Raw genomic sequence first — 24,193 nt, forward strand, 5'->3', positions numbered from 1 at the left:
CGCGTGCGCGCTAGCGCAGTTGTTCGCGGCGGCGGGTCAGGTAGGCGGTCTCGGCGGTGTTGCCCGCCAACCCGATCGCTTTGTCGTATGCCGCACGCGACTGCCGACTCCGGCCCAGCCGGCGCAGCAGGTCGGCGCGGGTGGCGTGATAGGCGTGATAGCCGGCCAACCTGTGGTCGAGCTGATCGACGGCCGCCAGTGCCACCTCCGGGCCGTCGAGCTCCGCGACCGTGATGGCCCGGTTGAGGGCGACGATCGGCGACGGATCAATGCACACGAGCTGGTCGTAGAGGGCCAGGATCTGCGACCAGTCGGTGTCGCGCGTGTCGCGGGCGGAGGTGTGCACGGCGTTGATCGCCGCGAGAATCTGGTAACGACCGGGAGCCACCCCGGCGGCGGCAGCTGCGAGTCTCTCGCGCACCAACCGGTGTCCCTCGGCGATCAGCGTCGCGTCCCAGGCGCTACGGTCCTGCTCGGCCAGGGGGATCAGTTCGCCGTCGGTCGAGACCCGGGCAGGGCGTCGGGCCTCGGTGGTAAGCATCAGTGCCAGCAGACCGGCCACCTCACCGTCGTCCGGCAGGAGGGCACGGATCAGGCGGGTCAGCCGGATCGCCTCGGCGGTCAGATCGTGCCGCAGGGGATCGGTGTCGGGGCCGGTGGCCAGGTAGCCCTCGTTGAAGACGAGAAAGAGGACGGCGAGTACGCCCGATACACGTGCCGGGAGGTCCTCGGCGGCCGGCACCCGATAGGGGATGCGGGCCGCCTTGATCTTGGCCTTCGCGCGGGTGATCCGCTGCCCCATGGCGCTTTCGGCCACCAGGAAGGCGCGGGCGATCTCGGGCATGGTCAGCCCGCCGACCATCCGCAGCGTCAGCGCCATCCGGGTCTCCATCGCCAGCGCCGGGTGACAGCAGGTGAAGATCAGCCGGAGCCGGTCGTCGTCGATGGCGCCGAGGAGCTCGGGCGGGTCGTCGTACACCATCCGAGCCTCCTTGTGCTTGTCGTCGCGCTTGTTCTCGCGCCGGATCCGGTCGATGGCCTTGTGGTTGGCGGTGGTGGTCAGCCAGGCGCCGGGATTCGGAGGTACGCCGTCGGCCGGCCACCGCTCGACGGCGGCCGTGAACGCCTCGGCCGCTGCCTCCTCGGCGATGTCGAGGTTGCCGAAGCGCCTGGTCAGGGCGGCGACCACCCGGGCCCACTCCTCCCGGTGGGCCCGGGTGATCGCCTCCTCGACGTCGCTCACTGGAACGGTCGCACCTCGATCTTCCGATCGCAGACCTTCGACGCCTCGGTCGCGAGCTCGAGCGCCACATCCAGATCGGGGGCCTCCCACACCCAGAATCCGGCAAGGTACTCCTTCGACTCCACGAAAGGCCCGTCGCAGAACACCGCCTGCTCGCCCCGATTGTCGACGACCGTCGCTGCGTCGGTGTCCGCGAGTCCGCCCGCGAAAACCCAGTAGCCCTCGGCGATCAGTCGTTCGTTGAACACGCTGATGTCAGGTTGCCTGTCCGTGCTGCCGGGATTGCTCTTGTCATCGATCACAGAAACCAGGTACTGCATGAAGATCATCTCCTGTTGTGTCAAGACAGCGTGATTCGGTGGTCGGGGACTTCAGGCCGTTGCATAGCGCGGGCGCCCGGCGGGCCGGTAGACCTGGATCGTCACACCCTTCGAGTCGACCCGCGACTCGACCAGGTCGAGCGCAACATCCGGACCGGTCTCCGGGAACAGTCTCGCGCCCTGGCCGAGGATCACCGGGATCACGATCAGAGTCATCTCGTCGACCAGACCGTTCGCCAGCAGCCACCGGGTCAGGGAGCCGCTACCGTGCACCTGCAGCTCACCCCCGGGCTTGTCCTTCAGCTCTCTGATGGCGGCCGCGAGATCACCCTGGAGAACCGTCGTGTCCGCCCACCCCGGCGCGGTGAGCGTGGTCGAGGCGACGTTCTTGGGGGCCTCGTTCAAGGCCACGCCGATGGGATGTGCGCGCATCGATCCCCAGTAGCCTGCGAACAACTCGTAGGTGCGCCGGCCGAACAGGAACGCCTCGGCGCGCTGGTAGGTCTGCGTGATAAACGTCCTGGTCTCGTCGTCACCCGCCCCCAGGGCCCATCCGCCGCGCTCGAATCCGTTCCTGCGGTCCTCATCCGACGCGCCGCCGTTTCCCTGCATCACTCCATCGATGGTGATCTGAGTCATGGTCGTCAGCTTCATGATCGCGGTTCCTTCAATTGGTGCCGCCCCTTGCGGGCGGCCTCACCACTGCTACGAACACCACCGCCCCGATCCGACAACACCTCCCGGATTTCTTCAAAAATAATCTTCCAGGGCGCCGGACGTCAGCGATCCGACACGGCGTCCCCGCCTTTCGCAGCGCGGTCGCCCTGCTTCGGGAGTCGGACGGCGGCGCCGGTGGCGAGCTTTCCGTGAGACTTCCTGCGGGTGTTGGGGGGGTGGACATAGGTGATAGAAGTTCTAGCCATGATCCTCCCGAAGGTCCGAGACCCACGCTTCGTCACGATCCGCCGCGGTGGGACCCTCACCGACTCGGATCACCGGCTTCTGGCCCTCTGGGCAGCATCCTGCGCGGAGCACGTCCTACACCTGTTCGAGTCGACCCGACCTGAGGACCCACGACCGCGTGAGGCGATCGAGCATGCCCGCGCCTGGGTGCGCGGCGAGGTCAAGATGATGCAGTCTCGCGCAGCGGGCGGCCATGCGATGGGCGCCGCCAGAGACTTACGTGGAGCGGCGCGGCATGCGGCATACGCTGCGGGGCAGGCCGGAGCCGTCGCGCACGTTGCAGCGCACGAACTCGGTGCTGCCGCCTATGCGATCAAAGCCGCACGTGCTGCCGCGCGGGAGGGGGAGGGCGAGGCAGCAGGACGGCGGGAGTGCCGGTGGCAGCGTGACCAGCTCCCTGAAGCGATTCGTGAGCTCGTACTCGACGACCAGCGGTTGCGGAACGACATCTGCTGGTCAGTGTTCGACTGCTGAACACGCGTCGGGATGCCGGCGCCGCCCGCAAGCCGGAGGGACGGGGTGTGTCACGGTCTCGTCGAGGTCGAAGTCGGCGACGATCACGCGGGAGCGCTCGCTGGCGTGCTCGAATTCGGCAATCACGTCGGCCGGGGTCTCGCTGTCATCGACGATGAAGCTGGCGTCGCCCGGCGTCGTGGCGCCGTCGCATTCGCTCTCGGGGAGGCCGCCGAGGACGTGCTGAAACCAGATCCGCTCGGCCACTGCGGCGTGCTCGAGCAATCCGATCGGGGTGGTCAGCGACGCCACGAGACGGCGCCGGGCCGCTGCTTCGGGAAGTCCGCACACCGTGTTGATCAACTCGGCGGTCGACCGATCTCGAGTCGCAAGATCTCCGGGGACGAGACACGTGATCCGATTGATCTTCCCGGCTGGAATCCATCGCGGGTGCTCCGGTCGGAAACACCCACTATTCGATTGCAGACGTCGCGGGACTGGAAGAGCATCCCAGTTGGGGATCGCCACACTGCAATCACCGATACCGGACGAAAGGCACCAGAATGAGTGATACCTGGGAAGGCGCCGTGCTGAAGAAATCCCGCGGACTGCTCGACGGTTCCAACATGTACCGACGCCTGACAATCCGGCTCGCCGACGGCACCACATCCGAGGTCCGTGTCGACCGTGACCTGTGGAGCACCGTCACCGAGGGCGACATCGTCAGCAAGGCTCCCGGCGAGAATCCGGTCAAGCGCTGACGTCTGCCGGCCGCTCCGAACGTGCCCGAGGGCGACGCCGTCGTGATCATCGCCTTCGAACGGTTCCGCTCGCGCGAGCATGTGCACGGTCTCGGCTGCACCGATGAATTTCGGGTGGATCCGTGGTCGATACATCTGGACACACCCACAGCGGTAGGCCCGTGCAGGCACGGGCCCAGCGCGGGAAGAAACATATGGAGGAACTGGGATGCGCAAGTTGATTCTGGGCTTTTACGTCTCGCTCGACGGCAAGAGCGCTGACGCGGACAACGGAATTCGAGACGTCATGATGAGCATCGACGACCCCGAGCAAGAGGAATACTTCGTCAGCCGACTGTGGGATGCCGGCGCCTTCCTCATGGGGCGCAACACCTACGAGATCATGGCCGGATACTGGCCCACCTCCGACCACCCGTCCGCCAAGGCCATGAACGAGATCCCCAAGGTCGTGTTCTCTCGCACCCTGAAATCTGCCGACGACTGGCCCGAAACCCGGATCGCGAGCGGTGACACGGCGGAGGAGATCGCCGAACTCAAGGCCGAGCCCGGCAAGGACCTCGTCGCCGCCGGCGGTACCGAGTTCATGCACTCGCTGATCAGGCTCGGTGTCGTCGACGAGTACCGACTGTGGGTATTGCCCGCCGCCACGGGCAAGGGCGCGCCACTGTTCCCGGAGTTGGATCAGCCCGTGAACTTGCGCCTGGTAAAAAGCACCGCCTTCCCGTCCGGAATCCTCGAATTGGTGTACGCACCAGCCGACAAGTAGCACCGGCCCCATCGAAAACGGGGGAGGGTACCAGTCTTCGAGGCCTGATGGGCTGTGGCGTTTGAGGACGACGTGACCGTCACCGACTCGTCGCTATGCCGGCTCTCGCATCACGCCGAAATGGCGCACCGTCCCGGAAACACCCGGAACTTCTTGCACGGGCGACCAGGTGCTCAGCCCATCCGTGCTGTCGGAATAGAGATACTTTCCTTCGGTGTAGGCGTCGAGATATATCCGCCAGGCGCCGTTCGGCAACTGAACCAGGGCTGGGCCCTCCACCAACGAGCCCCAATTTCCGGGCGGAACGAATGAATAGGGTCCCGTCGCCGACGACGCCACCGCATGCTCGACGACCTTTTTCGTCTCGTTCTTGGTGAACGCGTGGTACGTCGATCCCACCTTGACCACCGTGGTGTCGATATGGTCGGCGCCGATCCCGGCGAGCGGAACGGGCGGGCTCCACAACCTGAGCGATGGTTCCAGCGCCGTCATCAGATACGGCACGAATCCTCCACCCGTCGACAGCGACAGGATGACGTTGACGCGGTCGCCGTCCACTAACCATTCGGGCGCCCAGGCTTTGGTGACGAAAGGCGACAGCGACGGTCCGTCCTTGAACCCCGCCGACCCCGACAAGCCCGGCGGGGGCACGGGACCTGTACCAGCCCCTGTGCCGGGCATGAATGCGCAGCAAAATGGGACCGGATAGGATTCCAGGAACGTCCAGTTGATGCGGTCACTGCTGCGCGCGAATCCGATATTCGCCCCGCCGCCTGTTGTGTAGGTGAGGTAATAGAGCCCGTCGGTGTGTCGGAAGATGCTCGGGTCACGCACAAGTCCCGAAGGGGGCCGAAACGCCGACAGCCGGGCGGGTTGGAATTGAGTGGCGTCCCCCGACTCGAATACATCCATGTCGCGGTCGCTGGTGTTGCTGAACGCCACCATTGTGTATCGCCAGTCGGGCGGTGCGGCGCCGCTGCTCCCTGGGGCCGCGACCAGCAAGCCCGCGACTGCGAGCATCACCATCGATACGGCGGAAAAGCTGGTTCGTCTGGTCAGCATCACCGGTGCAGTATCTCTGACAGCAGGCGCACCACGCGCAACTTTGGCCGCAGGCGCAGCGAAGGTTCATTACGCCGGTGACGAATGTGCAGTAGATGCGCGACTTTCGGTCGCGGCGACTGATAGCCGATCGACGGCAGCCACGCGCCCCGGGGCTCGTTGTAGAGCCCGATCGCAATCAGCGTCGATTGCTGCACGATCTTCAGCCCGGAATCGAAGCACCAGGCCATGAGGCGGGTATTGCGTGACGGCACGAGGAACCCCAGTCCGGTGAACGCGTCGGCGCCGGCAAGCAGTGCGATGACGTCGTCGTCGGTCTTGCCGACCGCATGCCCGGTGTAGCCGAAGCCCGTCGCATAACCAGTGATCCGGCCGCCACGCTCGACCACCCGGGCGGTGCCGACATCGATCCAATAATGCAGCTCGCAGTGGCGGTCGTGGCCGTGCACCTGCCGGCAGATCTCGTCGCAGGCGGCGATCTCGTCCGGTGTCGGACGCAGAACTGCGCCGGCAATCGGGGACCCGCGCGGCGTTCCCTGGAAGACGGACAACAGCTCACGCACAGCGAAGCCGAGCTTGGCATGGAGGGAGAAGGACCGACAGTCCCGCCCCCGCGTCCGAAACCGCCGCCGGATCAACGGTGACGGGACCTATCCCGACGATCTTGCCGCGCTCGTCTGTAAGGCGCTGCCGACGACGTGGCCGTCGCGCTTGGCAACCAGACCGTAGATGCCGTCGGTGGCCAGCATCGCCTCGCGGATCTGCAGCTCGGTCATTCACCTATTGTCGCGCTTGCGCTGCCATCGGTCGTCCCAAAGCGAATCCCGGATTGGCGCACTGGGCGCGTGACCGATGCAATCACGTCCCTACCACGGGGGAGCGACCTACTTACAGCAGTCCGGTCGGTTTTGTTGCGGGAGGTAGAGCGGGTCGACGACCCGGTGGCCGGCGTACCGGGCGGAGATCCGTCCGACACATCCGGGTGGCATCCGTACACGGCGATCACGACCCGAGGTCGGCGCCGGGTAGGCCCTTCTACGACGCGGAATCGTGGCGGTGGTTTCGCCTGATTGATCTGGCCGTCTTGGATGGAACAATCTTGGTCAAGTTTGGGTGGGACGAACCTGGCACGCCACCCCTCAACCATCTAGCTCAGATTCCGGTGCCGGGGTACACCTCGCTCGACCAGACCGGTGTCGCACTGATAGTGCGCACATACCTGCGATACCTGCTCGCACCCCTTGATGCGCTGAAATCGGCTCCGTCGAACGCCACGCCAGGATGGCGTAATCGAGTCATGCGGACCTGGCTCGAACCGAACTTGGTCCTGATCTCGCCGCCGGATCCCGATCTCAGCCAGTCAGTCCTCGACCGAGCGTGGAATTTTCAACAGCGATAGGAATCGAGTAGCCCGCAAGGTGGATCCACTACAGGGTATTCCGATGCGAACCTTGTCTACCCGGCGATCGTGGTACCGCAGGAATTCAGTGATGGCGAGAGCTGAATGCGGGGAGACCGGCGGAACTCCAGGGACCGGGGTCATCTGTATGGGACGTCCAGTTCGAACGGCGGACCGCGAATGTAGTCCTCGGCATATTCGCCAAGCAAGCACGGCTCGCGGCAGCAGGAAGTGCAGGACGAGAGGAGGCTCTGGGTCGATACCCGGAGTGGCGCGACGCACCGGATCGATAGACGAACCGGGGAAGTGGCTCCTCACCTACAACGCAGTACGCGCTGAAATCGCTTGCCGCCAATCCGAGCAGAAATTGGGCTCGGAGCCGACTGCGGTCCATCGATTTGGTGAAGGCGGTCCCTCTACAGCTGATTCCAGATCTGCGCCAATGACCTTGTGACGTCTTCGTTCCGGATCACGCCATTCCCGTCGACGGCGTCCCGTCCGACCGGCACCGCGATGCATGCGGTCCGTAGCAGTCGCGCTCCGACGTAACCCAGTACGGTTTCCAAGGTGCTCACTGCGCCGTGCCCGCGACCCGGCGCGGCGACGTTGATCCACGCAACCGGTTTGTCGGTCATTTCGGTTCCGCCGACTGTCCAATCGAGCAGGTTCTTGAAGCTCCCGGGCAACGTGCCTGCGTACTCGGGTGTACAGAACAGCACAATGTCAGCGCGCTGTATGAGCTGTCTCAGGGCGGATACTTCATCGGGCAGCGGATCGTGGTCGTCGTCGGGGTTGAACGCAGGAAGTGTCGACAAGCCGCGATAGATGGTCGTTGTCGCCGTCAGCGGAGCCGATTCGGCGATTGACGCAAGAGCGGCAGCGTTGGTCGAGGTTGCTCTGGTGCTACCCGAGACCAGCAGAATGTTCACGAGTTCGATGTTCGCACAATGAGATGGGGGTGAGCCCACTTCCTCCGTTGGCCGGGTCAATGTCCAAGCTGTACGCCATGAACCGCAATTGCTTGCGCCGAGCCGAGCCGCGCCATTCGCTGAACCTCGTGATGCGTTTCTCGGCGGTAGCGTCGTCGCGGAGGTTAGCGTTGTCAACATGCCTGTTTCGGTCGTCGCCCCGTCTCTGCGCTGGTGTCGCTGGTTCCGATGTAGCCGGGGCCGGCGCCACGGCGAGGTGGCCGGGCGTCCGGCTCGTTGCCGGCCTCGGGTGTGCTGTCGGTATCCATGGCAGGCCACCGATCCTCGTTCTACCTGAGTTCGCGCTACTGGTGCGTATGTTCAGTCTGTTCGAGCGATCCGGGCCCCGCGCAGAGTATTCGGGTACTCGAACCGAGTCGGCCGTCGGCGGCACCGGCTGCGCAGTGACTTTTGCAAGGTCTCGAAAAGCACTGGCGAAATGGCCAGTGGCGGGCCGGTGGCGGATCTCCCCATTGCAGTGTCGGTCGGGGCTGCGCTCACTGGCGGGGCGGCTAGCAGGAGTTCTGCGAGTGCGATCCCGGTGATGTCGGAGTGCCGATTTACTGTGACGGTCGCGACGAGCAACAGGTCGCCACTCACTGCCCAGACCGGTGATCCGCCACACACCAATCCGCGGGGTTCAGCGGATTGGTGTGTGGCGGCCTGTTTCTGTCGAATCATGCCGGGGTTACACCCGTCGCGGCGATCCAGCGCCTATCGCGAACTCAGCTGCCCTAGTGGCGCGAGGCTGCGGTGCAGGACCGGACGCCGTCGACATCGAATTCCTTCATGACCTCGGCCCGCTCGAACAGGGCCGCGATGTACTGCTCGCGTTGATCACCGGTCAGCGCCGCCACCAGCGCCTCGTCGATCAACCGCTCCTCGTGCTCGGTGGACGTCTGTGATCGTGCGGGTCGGCCGGGCCGACGAAACCAAGCAAACATGAACTCCCCCTTCTGCGCCGACACGCTAAACGCATCGCGGCACCCAGGCGCCGGGTGAGGACCACCGACGGAGACCGCTGATCGGCGTACTCGGGGGCGTCGTGAGCCTTCCACCTGCGTCGCCCGCAGGTCACGGGCACAATCGGTTCCATGTGGCCGATCGCGCCCATGCTGGCCACGGCCGGCACCCTCCCGGACACCAACACGGAGCGGCCGTGGAGTTTCGAGATGAAGTACGACGGATGCCGGATCCTGGCCTCCGTAGGCGGCGGCAGCGAGCCGGTGCTGTGGACCCGCGCCATGAATGTGGTGACGACCTCGTATCCGGAGATCACCGACGCATTGAGTACCGCGTTCGGCGGCCGCGGGCGCATCGTCCTCGACGGCGAGGTCGTCGTCCTCGATCACGGCCCACCCTCGTTCGGCCTGCTCCAGCGCAGAATGGGAATCATTCATGCGACGACGCGGCTGCAACGGCGAATCCCTGTGACGTTCCCACCTTTCGACGTCTTTTACCGGACTACGAACCGTTCACCCTTCTGATCGCTGAGTCTCCTGCGGCGGCCCGTGCGTCCATTCGCAGTCTCCTCCGTCTGATCTGGTACCCATCCCCACCGATCAAGGAGTGATCATGACCAACCCCATCGAATTCGAAGCCCCGGCGACGGATCGGACGGACGCAACACCGCAGGCCGCGGCCCCCACGTGTTGCAGTACCGAACGGCAGACCACCTGCTGCGATCGCAACGAGAAGTCGACGTGCTGTGGTGCGGCAGCGACGGCAGGCGGAGGCTGCGGCTGCCAGTAGCCGCTGATTCGGCAACAACGGTGCGGTGCGAGCGAAGTGGCTTGCACCGCACCGTCGTCTGAGCTGGGGACATGCGACGACCGGTGACTCACCCCCGAGCGGGTGACCGGTCGTCTACTGGTCATCGGTGGGTGTGGCTCCGCAGGCGCAGGATCCGCTACGGGGTTGGTAGTCGTGCACGTGGCCGGTGCGGTCCTGGCTGATCTGACAGCAGGCGTGCAGTTGGGCTTGGAGGGCGGCGCGGCCGCGTTGGACGCGGGATTTCATCCCGGACACCGAGATTCCCGCCTCATCGGCTGCTGCGACGTGGGTGCGGGCGTCGAGGTCGACCATCCGCACGGCGGCGGCCTGCTCGGCGGGCAGCCCGGAGAGCATCGGCACCAGGCAGGAGGCGAGTTCCTTCTCCGCCGCCTCGTCGGCGTCGTCTTCGCCGTCCGGTGGGTTGTCGGGGACGGTGTCGACGGCCAGCTCGCGGCGGTGGGGCGCGGACCGGTAGTAGTCGGTGATCGCGTTGCGGGTGATGGCGTACATCCACCCCAGGAGCCGGTCCTGATCGCGCAGATTGTCGAGGCTCTTGGCCATCCGCAGGAACACGATCGACAAGATGTCGTCGGCGTCTTCGGGTCGGGCGACCCGGCGGGCGATGAAGGCCCGCAGGTCGCTCGAGAAACGCCGCCAGAGTTGGTCGAGATCAGCTGGTGCCGGCTGGGGTGTGGTCGCGGTGGTGGCCGTGTCCTCGCTCATGATCTGTGGTTCCTCTCCGTCTCCAGCATCCCCGCCCGGCGGCGCGGTCGCGACCCCCCTCGGGGTCGTTTCTCACCGGTACCGACGACGGTGACCGGATAGGGACGCACTCTCTGCCCCGGGGCGCACCTATGCGTCCGAATCCGAAGTTCCTCGTCTGCAGGGGTGTCGATGTCGATTCCGGGTTCTCCGGTTCGACGTACCAGTAGAAGCGCGGTGAGGAGGTGAGAGCGATGTTGACCACCCATTTGTTTTCGGGTCTGACCGACGAAGAGGTCGATCTGATCGTGGCGGAGGAACTGCATCTGCTCGACGCCGCCGCATGAGCGCCGTCGACGCCCGTATCGGGCGTATCCGCTGATCACAGCGCTCCCGAGCCCTTACCTCCTCTCCACTGAGGTAGGGGCCAGAAGAGTGCCCGGGTCCAGGACGAGCGCACACGAAGAACCCGCCCTGCCGCTCCCTTTCGCAGGGAGGGACGGGGCGGGTGCATTGTGTTCACCGGGCGCGCACCGACCGCACCAGCCGGGTGAGAACGGGAACGGCGGTGACCACCACCCACAACCCGATCGCCGCGACCAGAGCGGAAGCGGTGTCGCCGGCGGTGGCGGTGCCGAGCACATGTCCGCGCAGGGCGTCGGTGGCGTGCGCGACCGGATTCACCGCCGCCGCAGCTTGCATCCAGCCGGGCATGGTCTCGATCGGCGCGAACGCACTCGAGACGAACATCAGCGGCATCATCACCATCATCCCGGCGAACTGGACCACGTCCGGCCGGCGCAGCCGGTCCCCGATCAGCCCGAACAGCGCACTCATCGCCCCCGCCAGCACGACTAGCACCAGGACCGCGGCCAACGCATCGACCGCGGTGCCGTGGAAGTCGAAACCCAAAGCCACGGCGGCGATCCCGAGCAACGCGGCGCGGGTAAGGGTGAAGACGGCCTCGTTGAGGGTGCGGGCCAGCCCCGGCAGCGCCGACCGCATGGGTAGGGCCGCGAAGCGGTCGTGCAGGCCGTTGGTGTGATCGATCGCGGCGGACACTCCGGCGTTGGTGCCGGCCATCACGGTGGAGACGGCGAGCATGGCCGGGGTGAGGAAGACGATGTAGCTGACCCCGGCCGGAAAACCGGGTCCGGCGGCGACGCTGCGGAAGACCTGGCTGAACAGCACCAGCATCGCCATCGGCATGGTCAGCGAGAACATCAGCAATTGCGGGACGCGGGCGCTGGTGCGCAGGTTGCGGACGGTGAGGGCGGCGAGCTGGTCCCGGGCCGAGGGGCGCCCGACCGAGGCGGTGGCTGTGGTGGTGCGGATGGTGGTCATCGGGGTGCTCCGGGGGTGTGGGCGAGGTGGGTGAAGACGTCGTCGAGGCTCGGGGAGGTCACGTCGAGGTCGGTGACCTCGATGTCGCCGCTGTGCAGGTGAGCGACCAGGGCGGTTGCGGTGGGGGCGTCGTCGACGGTGACCGACACCCGCACCCGGTGGCCGTCGACCCGGTGATCGGTGTCCGGGATGAACGGCAGCGCGGCGCGTCGACCGGCGGGAATGGTCGCGCTGAGAACCTTGCCGCCGACGATCCGTTTCAGCTCGGCGGGGGTGCCGCGGGCGGCGACCCGGCCCCGGCTCAGGACCACGATGTGGTCGGCGAGCCGGTCGGCTTCCTCGAGGTATTGGGTGGTGAGCACGACCGTGGTGCCGCCGGTAGTGAGCTCGTCCACGACGTCCCACAGCCCGGCGCGGGCGATCGGGTCCAGGCCGGTGGTCGGCTCGTCGAGGAACAGCACAGACGGGGACCCGACGAGGCTGGCGGCCAGATCGATCCGGCGGCGCGAGCCACCGGAGAGTTCCCCGACCCGCCGGGTAGCGTACTCGTGCAGCCCGAGCCGGTCGATCAGCGCGTCGGCCCGTGAGCGTGCGGCGGTGCGGCGCAGCCCGGTCAGGCGGCCGATCAGTTCCAGATTCTCTCGGGCGGTGAGGAATTCGTCGAGTCCGGCGTATTGGCCGGTGACCCCGATCCGACGACGCACTTCGGTGGCGTGGGCGATAACGTCCAGGTTCTCGATCTGCACGCGGCCGACGGTGGGTCGCACCAGGGTGGTCAACGTGCGGATCAGAGTGGTCTTGCCGGCGCCGTTGTGGCCGAGCACCCCGAGCGTGGTCCCGGCGGCCGCCTCCAGGTCGACGCCGTCGAGGGCCCAGGTTTTTCCGTAGGCGACGTGCAGGTCCTCGACGAGGACGGCGGGGGCGGTCATTTCACGCCCCCGTCGTGGCCGCCGGCGTCGTGGCCGGTTCCGGTGGGATGGAACAGGTGGGTGGTCATCGGAGGCTTCCTCTCGAAGGGACGTTCCCCCACCCGCCTTTGGATGGGAGTTACCTCCTCAGACGAACCACTTGCGAGATGGACGCACCCGCCGCCCGCGTCAGCTCGATCGAACGCGGCCGAGACGGCCCACCCCGCTCAGCAGCGCCGACGACAGCGAGCATTGCCCAGTCCAATCCCAGGTGACCGAGTCCGGGGTGGTGGGACCGGCCGGACCGGCCCCCGCCGACTGCGGGTCGTAGTCGGTCAATTGGGTTGTCCCTTTTAGGGTGTGGTCTCAGGCGGCGATTTCGGCGTTGCGGTGATGCGGGATGCTGGCGGCCCCGATGAGTGCGGCGACCACGGCGAGGCCGGCGAGGATCAGGTAGGCGTGGGCGTAGCTGCCCGTCCACGCCGACAGCGCGGTGCCTGCCCACGGGGCCAACGCCATGACGATGACGATCGGTGCGGACATCAGCCCGTTCAGTCGCCCGTAGTGGGTCGCCCCCCACCGGTCGGTGATCGCGGTGGCCTGGATCAGGGTGAAGATCCCGCGGACCAGTCCGGCCCCGATGGCGACCGCTATCAATGCGATGGTGGTGGAGACGATCCCGAGCAACGCGGTGATGGCGGCGGTGGCGGCCAGGATCACCACGATCCTGGTGCGGGCGGTGGTCCGCGCGGCGATCGGGAGGTAGCCGAGGCCGCCGAGGACCTGCCCGGCCACACCCAACCCGAACGTCACTGCGGCCAGGGACGAGGAGAAGCCCTGCTCGATCAGCAACGGCACCAGGTTGAACACCCCGGCGAACGCGGCGAACGCCCCGAGGCTGAGCGCGACGACGAGGGCGAGGAAGGCCCGGCTGGGGGTCGCGTCCCGGTGATCGACCGGATGAGCGCCGGTCGAGGAGGGTGGATGTGGCCACCGCCCCCGCAGTCCCAGCAGGTGCCCGGGCACGGTGACCACCACCAGGACGACGGCGAGAACGAGATACGTTGCCCGCCAGTCATACCGGTCGACCAGCGCCGCGGTGAGCGGGGCGAACACGGTGCTGGCCAACCCGGCGGCCAGGGTCAGGATCATCAGGGCCGTGACGTAGTTGTCGCCGTACCAGCGGGTCAGAGCCGCGAACGCGGGCGGATACAGCACGCCGCCCATCGCGACCCCGGCCGCGAGCCACCCGGTGTAGAAGATCGGCAGGGTGGGGGCGGCCGCGACCACCAGCAGGGATGGGACGGCGAGGACGGATCCGGCGGTCATCACGACCCTGGGCCCGATCCGGTCGATGATCCGCCCCACCGGGATGCCGGTGAGTGCTGCGGCGAGCTGGGAGGTCGAGAACGCGGCGGTGAGCTGCGGCAGCGACCAGCCGGTGTCGGCCGAGATCGACAGCGAGAGCACCGGGAACGCGTAGTAGAGGATGCCCCAGCTGGTGATTTCGGTCAGGCACAGCACCACCAGGACCCGCCGCAGACCAGCACCGTCGAGGGTGCCGGTCTGCGCCCGGGTATCGGTGTCGGTCACCGGTGGTTACCGGCCGGAGGGGGTGGACAGGGTGATCAGCTGCGGATCGGGTGCGGCGCAGCACCCACCACCCTCCTCGGCGCCCCCGGTGGCGGGGTCGTCGAAGACACCGACGCCGCCGCACACCCCGGTCTCCGGCAACGTGAGTTCGACCCGGGCGGCGGCCTCGTGGTCCCCGGCCAGGGCGGCAGCGATGCTGCGGACCTGCTCGTACCCGGTCATCGCCAAAAAGGTCGGGGCCCGCCCGTAGCTTTTCATCCCGGCCAGGAACACATTCGGCTCCGGATGGGAGAGTTCGGCGACCCCGTGCGGGTAGACGGTGCCGCAGGAGTGCACGTTCGGGTCGATCAGCGGCGCCAACTGCACCGGCGCCTGCAGCACCGGATCCAAGCCCAGGCGGATTTCCGAGAGCCAGGTCAGGTCGGGGCGGAACCCGGTGAGCACCACCACCCGGTCCACGTCCTCGATGCGGATCCCGGTGTCGGACACCAACGTCACCGCGCCGCCGTCGCCGTCGGGTTCGACGGTGGCGGTGCGGAATCCGGGAACCACCTGCAGCAGTCCGGCGTCGACCGCCTGTTTGGCGCGCAGGCCGAGGGCGCCGCGGGCGGGCAGCTGGTCGTCCTCGCCGCCGCCGAAAGCCGCACCGATCTCGCCGCGGCGCAGCACCCAGCTGATCCGGGTGCCCGGCGCCCGCTTCTCCAGATCGGCCAGCGCGACGATCGCGGTCAGCGCGGAGTGGCCGCTGCCGGCGATCGCGATGTGCTTGCCCGCGTACCGGGCCCTCACGTCGGGGTCGTCGAGGTTCGGGACCCGGTACTCGATCCGGGCGGCCGCGGCGCGCTCGCCGAGGGCGGGCAGGCCTTCACCGCCGAGGGGGTTGGGGGTGGTCCAGGTGCCGGAGGCATCGATCACGGCCCGCGCGGTGATGCGGTCCTCGGTGCCGTTGGGTCGGCGGATGTGTACGGACAGCGGTTCGGTGTCGCGGCCGGCGTCGACGACCCGGTCCCGGCCGCGGCGGGCCACCCCGATCACCTCGGTGCCCAGCTGCACGGTGTCGCCGAGCGCGTTCGCCAGCGGGACGAGGTAGTCGCGGGTCCAGTCCCGGCCGGTCGGATACGCGTCGTCGTTGGGGGCGGTCCAGCCGGTGGGTTCGAGCAGGCGGCGGGCGGCCGGGTCGATCAGCTCACCCCAGCGGGAGAACAGCCGCATGTGGTTCCACTCGGCGACCGCGGCCCCGGCGCGGTCACCGCGCTCGAACACCACGACGGGCAGAACGCGCTCACGCAGCTGCGCCGCGGCGGCGAGGCCGGTCGGTCCCGCTCCGACGACGACTACGGGCAAGGTGTTCATCTCCAGGTTCCTTTCATCGACGTTCATCGATCCTCTGGCATCAGAGAGTATCGACGTTCGTCGATCAATGCAACCATCGATGGATATCGATATAGTGGTGGGTATGACGTCCCTGGACCTGCCGGCCGTGCGTACCGACTCCGATGGTGGGATGGATGTGTTGGCGCCGGAGGATGCGGCCACCTACGCCGGCTGGTTCGCCTGCCTGGCCGATCCGACCCGGGTGCGGCTGCTGCATCAGGTGGCCTCGCGTCCGGCCGGGATCACCGTGGGCGAGCTGGCCGGCGCCCTGGGGATCGGGCAGCCCACCGTCTCCCATCACGTCCGCAAGCTCGCCGACGTCGGTTTCGTCTCCGTGCACAAGAACGGCACCAGCACCGTGGTGACGGTCAACCCGTACTGCTGCACCGGACTGCCGCACGCCGCGGACGCGGTGATGGGGGTGCTGACCCCGCGCCCGTGCTGCCCGGACGACCTGCCCGCCGACGTCACCGTCCGGGCGATGGAGGACCGGGACTGGGATGCGGTGCGCCGCATCTACGGTGAGGGCATCGCCACCCGCACCGCCACCTTCGCCACCGAGGTCCCCACCCGCGAGGTGCTGGACGCCCAGTGGCTGCCCGGGCATCGGTGGGTCGCCGAGATCGGCGACGTGGTGGTCGGCTGGGCCGCCCTGACCCCGACCTCGGGACGGGACTGCTACCAGGGAGTGGTCGAGAACTCCGTCTACGTCGCCGACGGCATGCGCGGGCGCGGGGTCGGCAAGACGTTGCTGCACACGCAGGTCATCGCCGCCGACGAGGCCGGACTGTGGACACTGCAGACCTCGATCTTCCCGGAGAACCGGGCCAGCATCGCCCTGCACCACTCCGCCGGTTTCCGAACCCTTGGGGTGCGCGAGCGCATCGCCCAGCTCGACGGAAACTGGCGCGACACCGTCTTCCTCGAACGCCGCAGCCCCGTCGCCGGGTAACCCAGCGGGAAGAGCCACAGCCGCATGATGTCCGAGCCGCCACCCGTCGACCGTCGGGAGATCGCCGCGGACCTCGAACGGGCCCGCCGAGCGCTGCACGAACTCCTGAGCCGCGCCACCGCGGCGGATTTCGACCGTCTTTCGGACGGCACCCGCTGGACCAACGAACAACTGCTGTTCCACATGGTCTTCGGCTACATGGTGGTGCGCCGACTGCTGACCCTGGTCCGGGTGTTCTCCCGGCTGCCGGACCGGGTCGGCCGAGGATTCGCGTGGGTTCTGGACGCCGCTTCACCGCTGTTCCACGAGGTGAATTACCGGGGCTCGTGCGCGGCGGCCACCGTGTTCGACCGCCGCCAGATGGGTCGTCACTGTGACCGCGTCATCGCCAAGCTGCAACGCTCCCTCGCCCGGGAATCGGAGGCGAACCTGCGGCGCAGCATGGCTTTTCCGGTGCGCTGGGACCCGTTCTTCACGGAGGCCATGACGCTCGAGCAGGTCTACCGGTACCCGGGCAAGCACTTCGACTTCCACCGCGCCCAGCTCACCCTCGGCTGACACAGTCAGCCGAGTGCCGCAGCGCAGTCGACTTCTCGAGGCGGACTCCGCCCACGACCCCGGGCGAGCCGGCGGTGCGTCCTTCCGCACCGACCGGCGTCTGTAGGTGTGGCCGACATCCCGGCACCCGACACCTGAGTGCGAGGAAACGACATGACCACCATTCCCACCGATACAGACACCGACCGCGCGCTCGAGGCCAAGCACCGAGCGTTGTGGGCCTCCGGCGACTACCCGACCGTCGCCGCCGAGCTGATCCCGACCCTCGGCGAGGTGCTCGTCGAGGCAGCCGATATTCGCTCCGACCAGCGGGTGCTCAACGTGGCCGCCGGCAGCGGCAACGCCGCGATCCCCGGCTGCCGCGCGCGGCGCCACCGTCGTCGCGTCGGACCTGACGCCGGAACTGTTCGTCGCCGGCCGAGCGATCGCCGCCCCCCTTGGGATTCCGGCTTACGGTGCCCGCACGAACTTCATGTCGGTAGTGATATCCCTCGTTGAGGCACCAGTTGATGGCGGCGTCCTGGAATCCTGTCTGCGGCCGAGTCCGTCGGGGTTGACGATTTCGTCGGTGGTGGGGTAGCCGAGGAGGCCGGCTTCCAAGCCGCTGCGTTGCCAGGCTGCTAAAAGGTGGTTCACCACCGGGAGACCAAGTCAGGGGAGTGGAGCGGACCACCGCAGCGTGGTCCCGCCGCCGAGGGTGGAGTCGACAGCGCAGTGCCCGTGCACCTCGCGCGCCCGGGCTGCCAGATTGTCCAATCCGCTGGTGACGACGTTCTGGGCGAACCCCTTGCCGTCGTCCGCGACCTCGATGGCGAGATCGTCGTACACGGAGATGCTGACCGTGACCGTGTCGGCTCCGGCGTGCCGCACCGCGTTGCTCAACGCCTCACGCAGCACGGCCTCGGCGTGTTCGGCGAGCCCGGAGTCGATCACCGACAGCGGTCCGGACATGTGCACGGTGGTACGGAGCCCGGAATCCGCGGTGGCCTCGGCGACGATGTCGTGCAACCGCCGCCGGAACTGGGTCATGCCGCTCGAACCGCCGTGAAGGTCGAAGATGGCGGTACGAATGTCGCGCACGATGTCGTGCAGATCGTCGACCGATTGTTCGAGCCGCTCCTTGACGATGGGAGCCTTCGCCCGCTGCAGAGTGCTCTGCAGGGACAGGCCGACCGCGAAGAGCCGCTGGATGACGTGGTCGTGGAGGTCCCGCGCGATCCGGTCGCGGTCGGACAGAACATCGAGCTCGTGCATCCGACGCTGACTGTTGGCGAGCTGCAGTGCGACGGCAGCCTGGTCCGCGAATCCCGACATCAACGCCAGCTGGTCGTCCGTGAACGGCGCCGCGTCGACGTGACGGAGCGTCACCAGTACTCCCGCCACCGACTGGGCTGCCCGCAACGGCAGGGCCAGTGCAGGACCGAACTGATCCCGGGTCGCGAACCCGGGGTCGAAGGCCAGCGCACTGACCCGCAGCGGCGTCCGTTCGCGGAAAGCCTCACCGGATGTGGACCTCTCCACCGGGATCGTTCGGCCGATGATGCGATCCGACACCGTCCCGGCCGACGCCGTGACCACGAGCTCGGTGATCTCGTCCGACGGAATGTCCGGATCGTCCGGCACCGCGAGGAAGGCGCTGTCGGCGGCGGTAAGGGCGAGTGCGTCGTCGGCGATGACCTGCAGCACCTCGGCGGTGTCACTTCCCGCGAGCAGCTCGGTCGCGATCTCACGGGTCGCCTCCAGCCACGCCTGCCTCGCGCGAGACTCCTCGTACAGGCGGGCGTTCTCGATCGCGATGCCTGCGGCGGCCGCGAGTGCGCGCAGAAGGACCTCGTCGTCCTCGGTGAACTGTGCATCGTTGGCCTTCTCGGTGAGATACAGGTTCCCGAACACCTCATCCCGGATCTGAATGGGAACTCCCAGAAAGGTTTTCATCGGCGGATGGTCGGGCGGGAACCCCACCGAGGCGGAGTGCCGGGACAGATCGGTCAACCGCACAGGCTTCGGATCCTTGATGAGGAAACCGAGCACCCCGCGGCCACGAGGCAGGTCACCGATCCGCTCACGTGTCTCCGCGTCGATGCCCTCGAAGACGAACTCGCTCAAACCCCCAGCCGGACTGAGCACCCCCAGCGCGCCGTAACGGGCGTCCACCAGGTTGATCGCGGCGTGGACGATGGAGCGCAGCGTGTTGTCGAGGTCGAGACCCGACGTCACGGCGAGCATCGCCTCGAGCAGGCCGTCGACGTGATCTCGGGCATCGACGATTTGCTCGATACGTTCCTGCACCTCGGTCAGGAGTTCACGGAGCCGAAGCTCGGACAGGCTGCCGAGTAACGGACCTCGGTCGGGCTCATCCGGTCGACGGTTCACCCACGCATTGTCCCACGTAGTGACAACGCCGGGAGTCGGAACACCGACCGTGACGCGCAACCGAGCCGGTCAGGTGCCGGACGGTCGGGGCGGCATCTTCGTGGCGAGCACCGCGGCCTGGGTCCTCCGCTCCACACCCAATTTGGTCAGCAGCCGGGACACGTAGTTCTTGACCGTTTTCTCCGCGAGGAACATTCGGGCCGCGATCTGACGGTTCGTCAGCCCCTCGCCGAGCAGCGCGAGCAACGTCCGCTCCTGGTTGGTCAGGTGCCCGAAGATTCCGTCCTTGTCGGTGGCGTCCGCACGCACCTTGGTCATCAGCGTGCCGGCGGCGCGACTGTCGAGGAGCGATTTGCCGGCCCCCACGTCGTGCACCGCCTGGGCCAGTTCCATGCCCCGGATGTCCTTCACCACGTATCCGCTCGCCCCGGCGAGAATCGCGTCGAGCATCGCCTGCTCGTCCGTGAACGACGTCAGGATGAGGCAGTGCAATTCCGGCATCAGCGCGTGCAGTTCGCGGCACAGTTCGATTCCGTTGCCGTCCGGCAGGCGCACATCCAGGACGGCGACATCCGGCGTGACAGCCGGAATTCGCGCCACGGCCTGCGCGTAGGAGGCAGCTTCGCCGACCACGGTCAGTTCGGGATCGGCGGTGAGTAGATCCGCGATCCCGCGTCGGACGACCTCGTGATCGTCCACCAGAAAGACCCTGATCATGGGGCAACCTCCAGTCCTGGCTGCTGCGTCATCTTTCCGGGAACTCAGATTACGCCATCGAGCACCGGGGACGTGGTGACGTCATCGCGCGGCGATGCGGGCTCCGCGACGCCGCGGACGGTGCGGCATCAACATGGCCACCGCCAGACCGACGGTGGCGACGAGCGTCGCCGCAGCGCCGACGCCCACGAGGGGAGTCGCGAGCCATGCTCCCAGTAGGACGACCAGACCGGCGGTCGCCGCTCCCGTCGCCACTGCGAGCACGAGCCCGGCAGGATGTGCGTACAGGACCTCCCCGGGTTCGTCGTCGCGCGTCCGCGATCCGGTGGAGTGACCTTCGAACATGATGTCCTCGTTCCCTTCGCCGACGAGGGGTTCCGGTGTCGTGCGTCGGCGTCTACCACAACGGTGCGGTAACAGCGCGCGCAATTCCAGGGCCGAAGGTCACTCGTCCGGTCCGGAGGTGTAGCTACCCGCGGGAATCGGCCTGCGCGTCGCTCACCGGGAAACGTTTCGGCGGCCGACGGACAACACCGATTCGACGGGTCGTCGTGGAGTCTGCCGGGGCGGAGACGTCTTCGGCGCGGTGCCCACCCGGATCAGCGCCTGCGGGAAGCCGCGGCCGGGGAGTAGTTCGCGGATGATCTCCCGGCCCTGCCGCAGTTCGGTCATGTGGGTCAGCGGACACGTCGACAGACTCTCGACGGTGGCCTCCAGGAGCACTGCGGAGAGCGCCTCGCCTGCTCGGAGCCACTCACCGCGACCGTCGCTGTCAGTGCTCAACACCAGAACGGTCGAGCGGTCGATCTCCGTGGTCGCACCGGTGTCCCGGCCGGCCGGGAAACGGCGCCCGATCGTGACGCGATCACGGTTGTCGGCGGTGGCGAGCGCCTCTGGTGGGATTCCGACCTGCGGGTTGGAATGACCTGCCCACCAATGGAGTTCGTCTTGATAGGCGGAGTCGTATTTCCGCGCTGCCGCGGTCATTTCGGTCGCCTTCGCGAGTGTCGGACGTGCGTCTTGTCCCAGCACCGTGAGGTGGACGTCCCGGCGGCGCACGACGCCGGGCAAGGCCGCCGGCAACGGGGCCTTCACGCTCACCGGGCCGAAGGGCCTGCGGTCGGAGTGCCGGTGCCGGATCGCCGCGAGCAGATCGAAGTCGTGTGACTGCGGCCGGGCGTCGCGGCGGAATCGGATCGTCGCCAGGTGTGCCGAATGGGGACCCTCCGGGACACGCTGAATGTCCGCGGACCACTTGAGAGCGGTCAGCGCCGTCTGCAGATGATGCAACGCCGCGCCACAACTGACGACCAGTTGCCGGCCTGTGGGGTCCGTGGATGCCAGGACCCGGCCGCGTTCGGTGTAGAGGTCGAGTCGACCGTCGGCGTACGTCCACTGCCACGGCTGACTGTTGTGTACGGACGGCGCCCGGCACGCCAGATCCACGGCAATGCGAACAACGTTCTCGTCGGGAATGGTGCTGTCCATGATCGCCTCCTCGGTGAATGGAGTTCCGCCCGCGACCGGCACCACCTCAGCCGGTGCACATCTCTCAGTGTTCGCCGTACGACGGCCGGAGATTAGGGCCGATGGTCATCGGCGGGCCATGGGTCGGAGGAGGCGATGGCCGCCAGACGGCTGGCATCGAACGTTCATTCGAACGGCCGACTCCGGGCCACTCACGGGGCGGCGGCCATATTGGTCTTACCGGCCCGGCACCACATCCGGCGGCCTGAATACTATTCAGCACGGCGACGGGCGCATCGCGCCGGAATGGTTCGACGTCGTGGCAACCGGCCCGGCACATGACGGGCGGGCGATCCCGGGGCCACGGAACCGGGCCGCAAACCGGGCTGCGTGTATAGACGCAGGGCATTTTCAGGCCTCTGACCTGCGGCGATAAAAGGACATTTTGCTTGTAGTCGGCGTTATGGCAGTTGGGTTGGTGGAAGTGGCGGTCATCTGTGGCGTGGCTGCCTCGTAGTAGGGCACTGTCACGTTGTTGAACGCGGCAAACTGGGAGAATGTGGCGTGACCACCCCAATGCCGTCGTAATATGGCCACCGCTAGCCGGTCGAGATCATCCACCACTGCGTGTGGTTGTACTTCCGGTTCCCGCTCAGCTTCCGTGAGGTCGAGGAGATGATGCTCGAACGCGGTGTCGCGGTCAGCTGCGAGACGATCCGGCGGTGGTGCGCCAAGTTCGGCCAGGCCTACGCCAACCAGTTGCGCCGCCGGCGGACCGGCCCCGGTGACAAATGGCACCTCGACGAGGTCTTCATCGGAGATCAACGGCGCCCAGCACTACCTGTGGCAAGCGGTCGACCAAGACGGCAACGTGCTCGACGTGCTGGTCCAGTCCTGCCGAAACGCGAAGGCAGCCACGAAGTTCTTCCGCAAGCTGATCGTGGGGCTGCGGTATGTGCCGCGGGTGCTCATCACCGACGAGCTCGCCAGCTACCAGGTGGCGCACCGCGAGATGCCTTCCTCGGTCGAGCATCGCCGGTCGAAGTATTTGAACAATCGAGCCGAGAACTCCATCAACCCACCAGGCTGCGAGAACATGCGATGAAGCGCTTCACATCACCCGGACACGCGCAAAGATTCCTGTCCGCCGTCTCGGGCATCTCACCGCATGTCCGGCCCAACCGGCACAGACTCTCCGCACTCGGATGGCGTGCCGAGATGGCCGACCGTTTCGCGGTCTGGCAGCACGTCACCGAGACCGCCGCCGACGCCTGAAAGTGAACGGCCCGACGGTGTCCCGTAACAGCCTGTCCCAAACAGGCGTCGCTGCTAGACGTTTCGACTAACGTGACGGTGCCTTCGCAGGGCAGTTCGTCGCCGGGCAGCCACATCTATCGCGCTGCTGTCGACGCCAAGGCCCTGGGATCACATGTGTGCCGGATCCTCCGGCGAGACATTCGAGAACTTGGCAGGGGAGCGCCCGGACGTGCGCGGATTGCCGATCTACATCATCCCGTCACCACCGTCGCGGTGCCGAGCCTCCTTGGTATACGCGGTGCTGGCGACATCCCCTGTACCGCTGTGACAACCTTCGGTCGGCCGGGCCGAATGCTGTTTCCTGTCATCGTGCTCGCTACTTGACGGGTGCGGGATTCGAGCCGGTGAGCAGCAGGTGGCCGGCGTCGACTGGGATGGTCACGCCTGTCACCGACGCGGCGAGGTCGGAGTTCAGGTAGAGCGCGGTGTCGGCGATGACCTGCGGCGGCATGAAGGTCGTGCCCTTGAGTGCGTGGAAGTGATAGCCGCCCTCGATCATGTCCGCCTCGGTTCCGCCCTCGTGGCCGGCGAACATGTCCCAGGCGCCCTGGTGGTCGGTCATCGGTGTCTTGATGGCTCCCGGGTTGATCGAGTTGCACCGGATCCCGTACGGCGCCAACTCGAGCGCAATGTTCTTCATCAACCCGATCACGCCGTGCTTGGCGGTGACGTAGTGCGCGTAGTTCAGGCCCGGCTCGAGTCCGTTGACGGAGGAGGTGATGACGATGGACCCGCTCTGGCGCTCGATCATGTGGGGTGTCACAGCTTTCGCGGACTTCCACACGCCGGTCAGGTTGACGCCGATCATCTCCTCCCAGTCGTCTTCGCTGAGTTCCCAGAACGGTGCCTGTGTCCAGATGCCCGCATTGGCGATCAGGATGTCGATCTTTCCGAACGTCGAGATGGTCTGGGCGACTGCGTCATCGAGTGAAGCCTGCGACCGCACGTCGACCTCGAATGACAGCGCCCGTCGTCCAAGTGCCTCGACTTGCGCAACCGTCTCGGCGAGGTCGGAGCCGTCCGCCATCTTGTACGGCACGGTGCCCATCTGGGCTGCGATGTCGATGACCACGACGTCCGCGCCCTCGCGGGCTGAGGTGATAGCGTGCGCGCGCCCCTGGCCGCGTGCTCCGCCGGTGATGAATGCGATCTTTCCGTCCAGCATTCCCATGATTGCCTC

Annotated in this window: 26 protein-coding genes and 2 pseudogenes; 9 read left to right on the forward strand and 19 right to left on the reverse strand. The window is 67.1% G+C overall.

Going from position 1 to position 24,193, the window contains the following annotated elements:
- Window positions 1-10: 10 nt before the first annotated feature.
- The 3 genes from ACFTWF_RS16715 to ACFTWF_RS16725 are packed head-to-tail and all read right to left on the reverse strand — an operon-like array spanning window position 11 to window position 2,217.
- Entirely contained in the window at window positions 11-1,243 is a 1,233-nt protein-coding gene (locus ACFTWF_RS16715) for an RNA polymerase sigma factor (RefSeq protein ID WP_378462312.1), read from the reverse strand.
- The gene (locus ACFTWF_RS16720) at window positions 1,240-1,563 is read right to left on the reverse strand and encodes a YciI family protein (protein ID WP_378462313.1); all 324 of its coding nucleotides are present in this window, start codon (window positions 1,561-1,563) and stop codon (window positions 1,240-1,242) included. Before ACFTWF_RS16720 ends, ACFTWF_RS16715 begins: the two co-directional genes overlap by 4 nt.
- Window positions 1,564-1,614: 51 nt before the next feature.
- Window positions 1,615-2,217 carry a dihydrofolate reductase family protein gene (locus ACFTWF_RS16725; protein ID WP_378462314.1) on the reverse strand — a complete coding sequence of 201 codons (603 nt, stop codon included), beginning with the start codon at window positions 2,215-2,217 and terminating at the stop codon, window positions 1,615-1,617.
- Between the two features lie 267 nt (window positions 2,218-2,484).
- Between ACFTWF_RS16725 and ACFTWF_RS16730 the strand changes: the two genes are divergently transcribed.
- Window positions 2,485-3,000 (forward strand): putative immunity protein, encoded by a 516-nt coding sequence (locus ACFTWF_RS16730; protein WP_378462315.1) that lies wholly within the window; start codon window positions 2,485-2,487, stop codon window positions 2,998-3,000.
- On the opposite strand, the gene ACFTWF_RS16735 is transcribed toward ACFTWF_RS16730, so the two are convergent.
- The gene (locus ACFTWF_RS16735) at window positions 2,983-3,420 is read right to left on the reverse strand and encodes a DUF664 domain-containing protein (RefSeq protein WP_378462371.1); all 438 of its coding nucleotides are present in this window, start codon (window positions 3,418-3,420) and stop codon (window positions 2,983-2,985) included. The two genes, ACFTWF_RS16730 and ACFTWF_RS16735, sit on opposite strands and share 18 nt — an antisense overlap.
- Window positions 3,421-3,542: 122 nt before the next feature.
- Between ACFTWF_RS16735 and ACFTWF_RS16740 the strand changes: the two genes are divergently transcribed.
- Window positions 3,543-3,740, forward strand: coding sequence for a hypothetical protein (locus tag ACFTWF_RS16740; RefSeq protein WP_378462316.1), 198 nt, complete (start codon window positions 3,543-3,545; stop codon window positions 3,738-3,740).
- Window positions 3,741-3,948: 208 nt separating this feature from the next.
- Window positions 3,949-4,506 carry a dihydrofolate reductase family protein gene (locus tag ACFTWF_RS16745; protein ID WP_378462317.1) on the forward strand — a complete coding sequence of 186 codons (558 nt, stop codon included), beginning with the start codon at window positions 3,949-3,951 and terminating at the stop codon, window positions 4,504-4,506.
- A gap of 93 nt (window positions 4,507-4,599) precedes the next feature.
- Here ACFTWF_RS16745 and ACFTWF_RS16750 read toward each other — a convergent pair whose 3' ends face one another.
- From ACFTWF_RS16750 to ACFTWF_RS16770, 5 genes are all read right to left on the reverse strand, one after another.
- The gene (locus tag ACFTWF_RS16750) at window positions 4,600-5,568 is read right to left on the reverse strand and encodes a glycoside hydrolase family 43 protein (RefSeq protein ID WP_378462372.1); all 969 of its coding nucleotides are present in this window, start codon (window positions 5,566-5,568) and stop codon (window positions 4,600-4,602) included.
- Complete coding sequence (locus ACFTWF_RS16755; protein WP_378462318.1) at window positions 5,568-6,131, reverse strand: hypothetical protein; 564 nt, start codon at window positions 6,129-6,131, stop codon at window positions 5,568-5,570. Before ACFTWF_RS16755 ends, ACFTWF_RS16750 begins: the two co-directional genes overlap by 1 nt.
- 87 nt (window positions 6,132-6,218) lie before the next feature.
- Complete coding sequence (locus ACFTWF_RS16760) at window positions 6,219-6,344, reverse strand: hypothetical protein (protein ID WP_378462319.1); 126 nt, start codon at window positions 6,342-6,344, stop codon at window positions 6,219-6,221.
- A 1,039-nt stretch (window positions 6,345-7,383) separates the two neighbouring features.
- A complete protein-coding gene (locus tag ACFTWF_RS16765; RefSeq protein WP_378462320.1) occupies window positions 7,384-7,896 on the reverse strand; it encodes an NADPH-dependent FMN reductase in 513 nt (170 codons plus the stop codon).
- Window positions 7,897-8,669: 773 nt separating this feature from the next.
- Complete coding sequence (locus ACFTWF_RS16770; RefSeq protein ID WP_378462321.1) at window positions 8,670-8,879, reverse strand: hypothetical protein; 210 nt, start codon at window positions 8,877-8,879, stop codon at window positions 8,670-8,672.
- Window positions 8,880-9,047: 168 nt separating this feature from the next.
- Between ACFTWF_RS16770 and ACFTWF_RS16775 the strand changes: the two genes are divergently transcribed.
- Window positions 9,048-9,422, forward strand: a complete 375-nt coding sequence (locus ACFTWF_RS16775) for a hypothetical protein (protein ID WP_378462322.1) — start codon at window positions 9,048-9,050, stop codon at window positions 9,420-9,422.
- Window positions 9,423-9,510: 88 nt separating this feature from the next.
- Window positions 9,511-9,687, forward strand: a complete 177-nt coding sequence (locus ACFTWF_RS16780) for a hypothetical protein (protein WP_378462323.1) — start codon at window positions 9,511-9,513, stop codon at window positions 9,685-9,687.
- A gap of 114 nt (window positions 9,688-9,801) precedes the next feature.
- Here ACFTWF_RS16780 and ACFTWF_RS16785 read toward each other — a convergent pair whose 3' ends face one another.
- The 5 genes from ACFTWF_RS16785 to ACFTWF_RS16805 all read right to left on the reverse strand — a co-directional run bounded on the left by ACFTWF_RS16785 (window position 9,802) and on the right by ACFTWF_RS16805 (window position 15,608).
- A complete protein-coding gene (locus tag ACFTWF_RS16785; RefSeq protein ID WP_378462324.1) occupies window positions 9,802-10,431 on the reverse strand; it encodes a sigma-70 family RNA polymerase sigma factor in 630 nt (209 codons plus the stop codon).
- 498 nt (window positions 10,432-10,929) lie between these two features.
- Window positions 10,930-11,754 (reverse strand): ABC transporter permease, encoded by an 825-nt coding sequence (locus tag ACFTWF_RS16790; RefSeq protein WP_378462325.1) that lies wholly within the window; start codon window positions 11,752-11,754, stop codon window positions 10,930-10,932.
- Window positions 11,751-12,683 (reverse strand): ATP-binding cassette domain-containing protein, encoded by a 933-nt coding sequence (locus ACFTWF_RS16795; RefSeq protein ID WP_378462326.1) that lies wholly within the window; start codon window positions 12,681-12,683, stop codon window positions 11,751-11,753. The genes ACFTWF_RS16790 and ACFTWF_RS16795 overlap by 4 nt, the downstream gene beginning before the upstream one ends.
- A gap of 345 nt (window positions 12,684-13,028) precedes the next feature.
- Window positions 13,029-14,255: an MFS transporter gene (locus tag ACFTWF_RS16800; protein ID WP_378462327.1), complete on the reverse strand. Its 1,227-nt coding sequence runs from the start codon at window positions 14,253-14,255 to the stop codon at window positions 13,029-13,031.
- Between the two features lie 6 nt (window positions 14,256-14,261).
- On the reverse strand, window positions 14,262-15,608 hold the full coding sequence (locus ACFTWF_RS16805) for an NAD(P)-binding domain-containing protein (RefSeq protein ID WP_378462328.1): 1,347 nt from the start codon (window positions 15,606-15,608) through the stop codon (window positions 14,262-14,264).
- A gap of 103 nt (window positions 15,609-15,711) precedes the next feature.
- Between ACFTWF_RS16805 and ACFTWF_RS16810 the strand changes: the two genes are divergently transcribed.
- The 3 genes and pseudogenes from ACFTWF_RS16810 to ACFTWF_RS16820 form a co-directional block, all read left to right on the forward strand.
- Window positions 15,712-16,581: a helix-turn-helix domain-containing GNAT family N-acetyltransferase gene (locus ACFTWF_RS16810; protein WP_378462329.1), complete on the forward strand. Its 870-nt coding sequence runs from the start codon at window positions 15,712-15,714 to the stop codon at window positions 16,579-16,581.
- A gap of 27 nt (window positions 16,582-16,608) precedes the next feature.
- On the forward strand, window positions 16,609-17,139 hold the full coding sequence (locus tag ACFTWF_RS16815; protein WP_378462373.1) for a DinB family protein: 531 nt from the start codon (window positions 16,609-16,611) through the stop codon (window positions 17,137-17,139).
- A 153-nt stretch (window positions 17,140-17,292) separates the two neighbouring features.
- A pseudogene (locus tag ACFTWF_RS16820) lies at window positions 17,293-17,584 on the forward strand (SAM-dependent methyltransferase); the annotation flags it as partial.
- A 206-nt stretch (window positions 17,585-17,790) separates the two neighbouring features.
- Here ACFTWF_RS16820 and ACFTWF_RS16825 read toward each other — a convergent pair.
- The 4 genes from ACFTWF_RS16825 to ACFTWF_RS16840 form a co-directional block, all read right to left on the reverse strand.
- Window positions 17,791-19,512: a GAF domain-containing protein gene (locus tag ACFTWF_RS16825; RefSeq protein WP_378462330.1), complete on the reverse strand. Its 1,722-nt coding sequence runs from the start codon at window positions 19,510-19,512 to the stop codon at window positions 17,791-17,793.
- A 69-nt stretch (window positions 19,513-19,581) separates the two neighbouring features.
- Complete coding sequence (locus tag ACFTWF_RS16830) at window positions 19,582-20,229, reverse strand: response regulator (RefSeq protein ID WP_378462331.1); 648 nt, start codon at window positions 20,227-20,229, stop codon at window positions 19,582-19,584.
- A gap of 81 nt (window positions 20,230-20,310) precedes the next feature.
- Entirely contained in the window at window positions 20,311-20,574 is a 264-nt protein-coding gene (locus tag ACFTWF_RS16835; RefSeq protein WP_378462332.1) for a hypothetical protein, read from the reverse strand.
- Between the two features lie 153 nt (window positions 20,575-20,727).
- Complete coding sequence (locus ACFTWF_RS16840) at window positions 20,728-21,717, reverse strand: Acg family FMN-binding oxidoreductase (RefSeq protein ID WP_378462333.1); 990 nt, start codon at window positions 21,715-21,717, stop codon at window positions 20,728-20,730.
- Window positions 21,718-22,308: 591 nt separating this feature from the next.
- On the opposite strand from ACFTWF_RS16840, the pseudogene ACFTWF_RS16845 reads away from it, so the two are divergent.
- Window positions 22,309-22,971 (forward strand): annotated as a pseudogene (locus ACFTWF_RS16845) (IS6 family transposase).
- 358 nt (window positions 22,972-23,329) lie between these two features.
- Here ACFTWF_RS16845 and ACFTWF_RS16850 read toward each other — a convergent pair.
- Window positions 23,330-24,184 carry a mycofactocin-coupled SDR family oxidoreductase gene (locus ACFTWF_RS16850; RefSeq protein ID WP_378462334.1) on the reverse strand — a complete coding sequence of 285 codons (855 nt, stop codon included), beginning with the start codon at window positions 24,182-24,184 and terminating at the stop codon, window positions 23,330-23,332.
- Window positions 24,185-24,193 lie beyond the last annotated feature (9 nt).

The organism is Rhodococcus sp. NPDC056960 (assembly GCF_042674125.1).
GTDB lineage: Bacteria > Actinomycetota > Actinomycetes > Mycobacteriales > Mycobacteriaceae > Rhodococcus_F.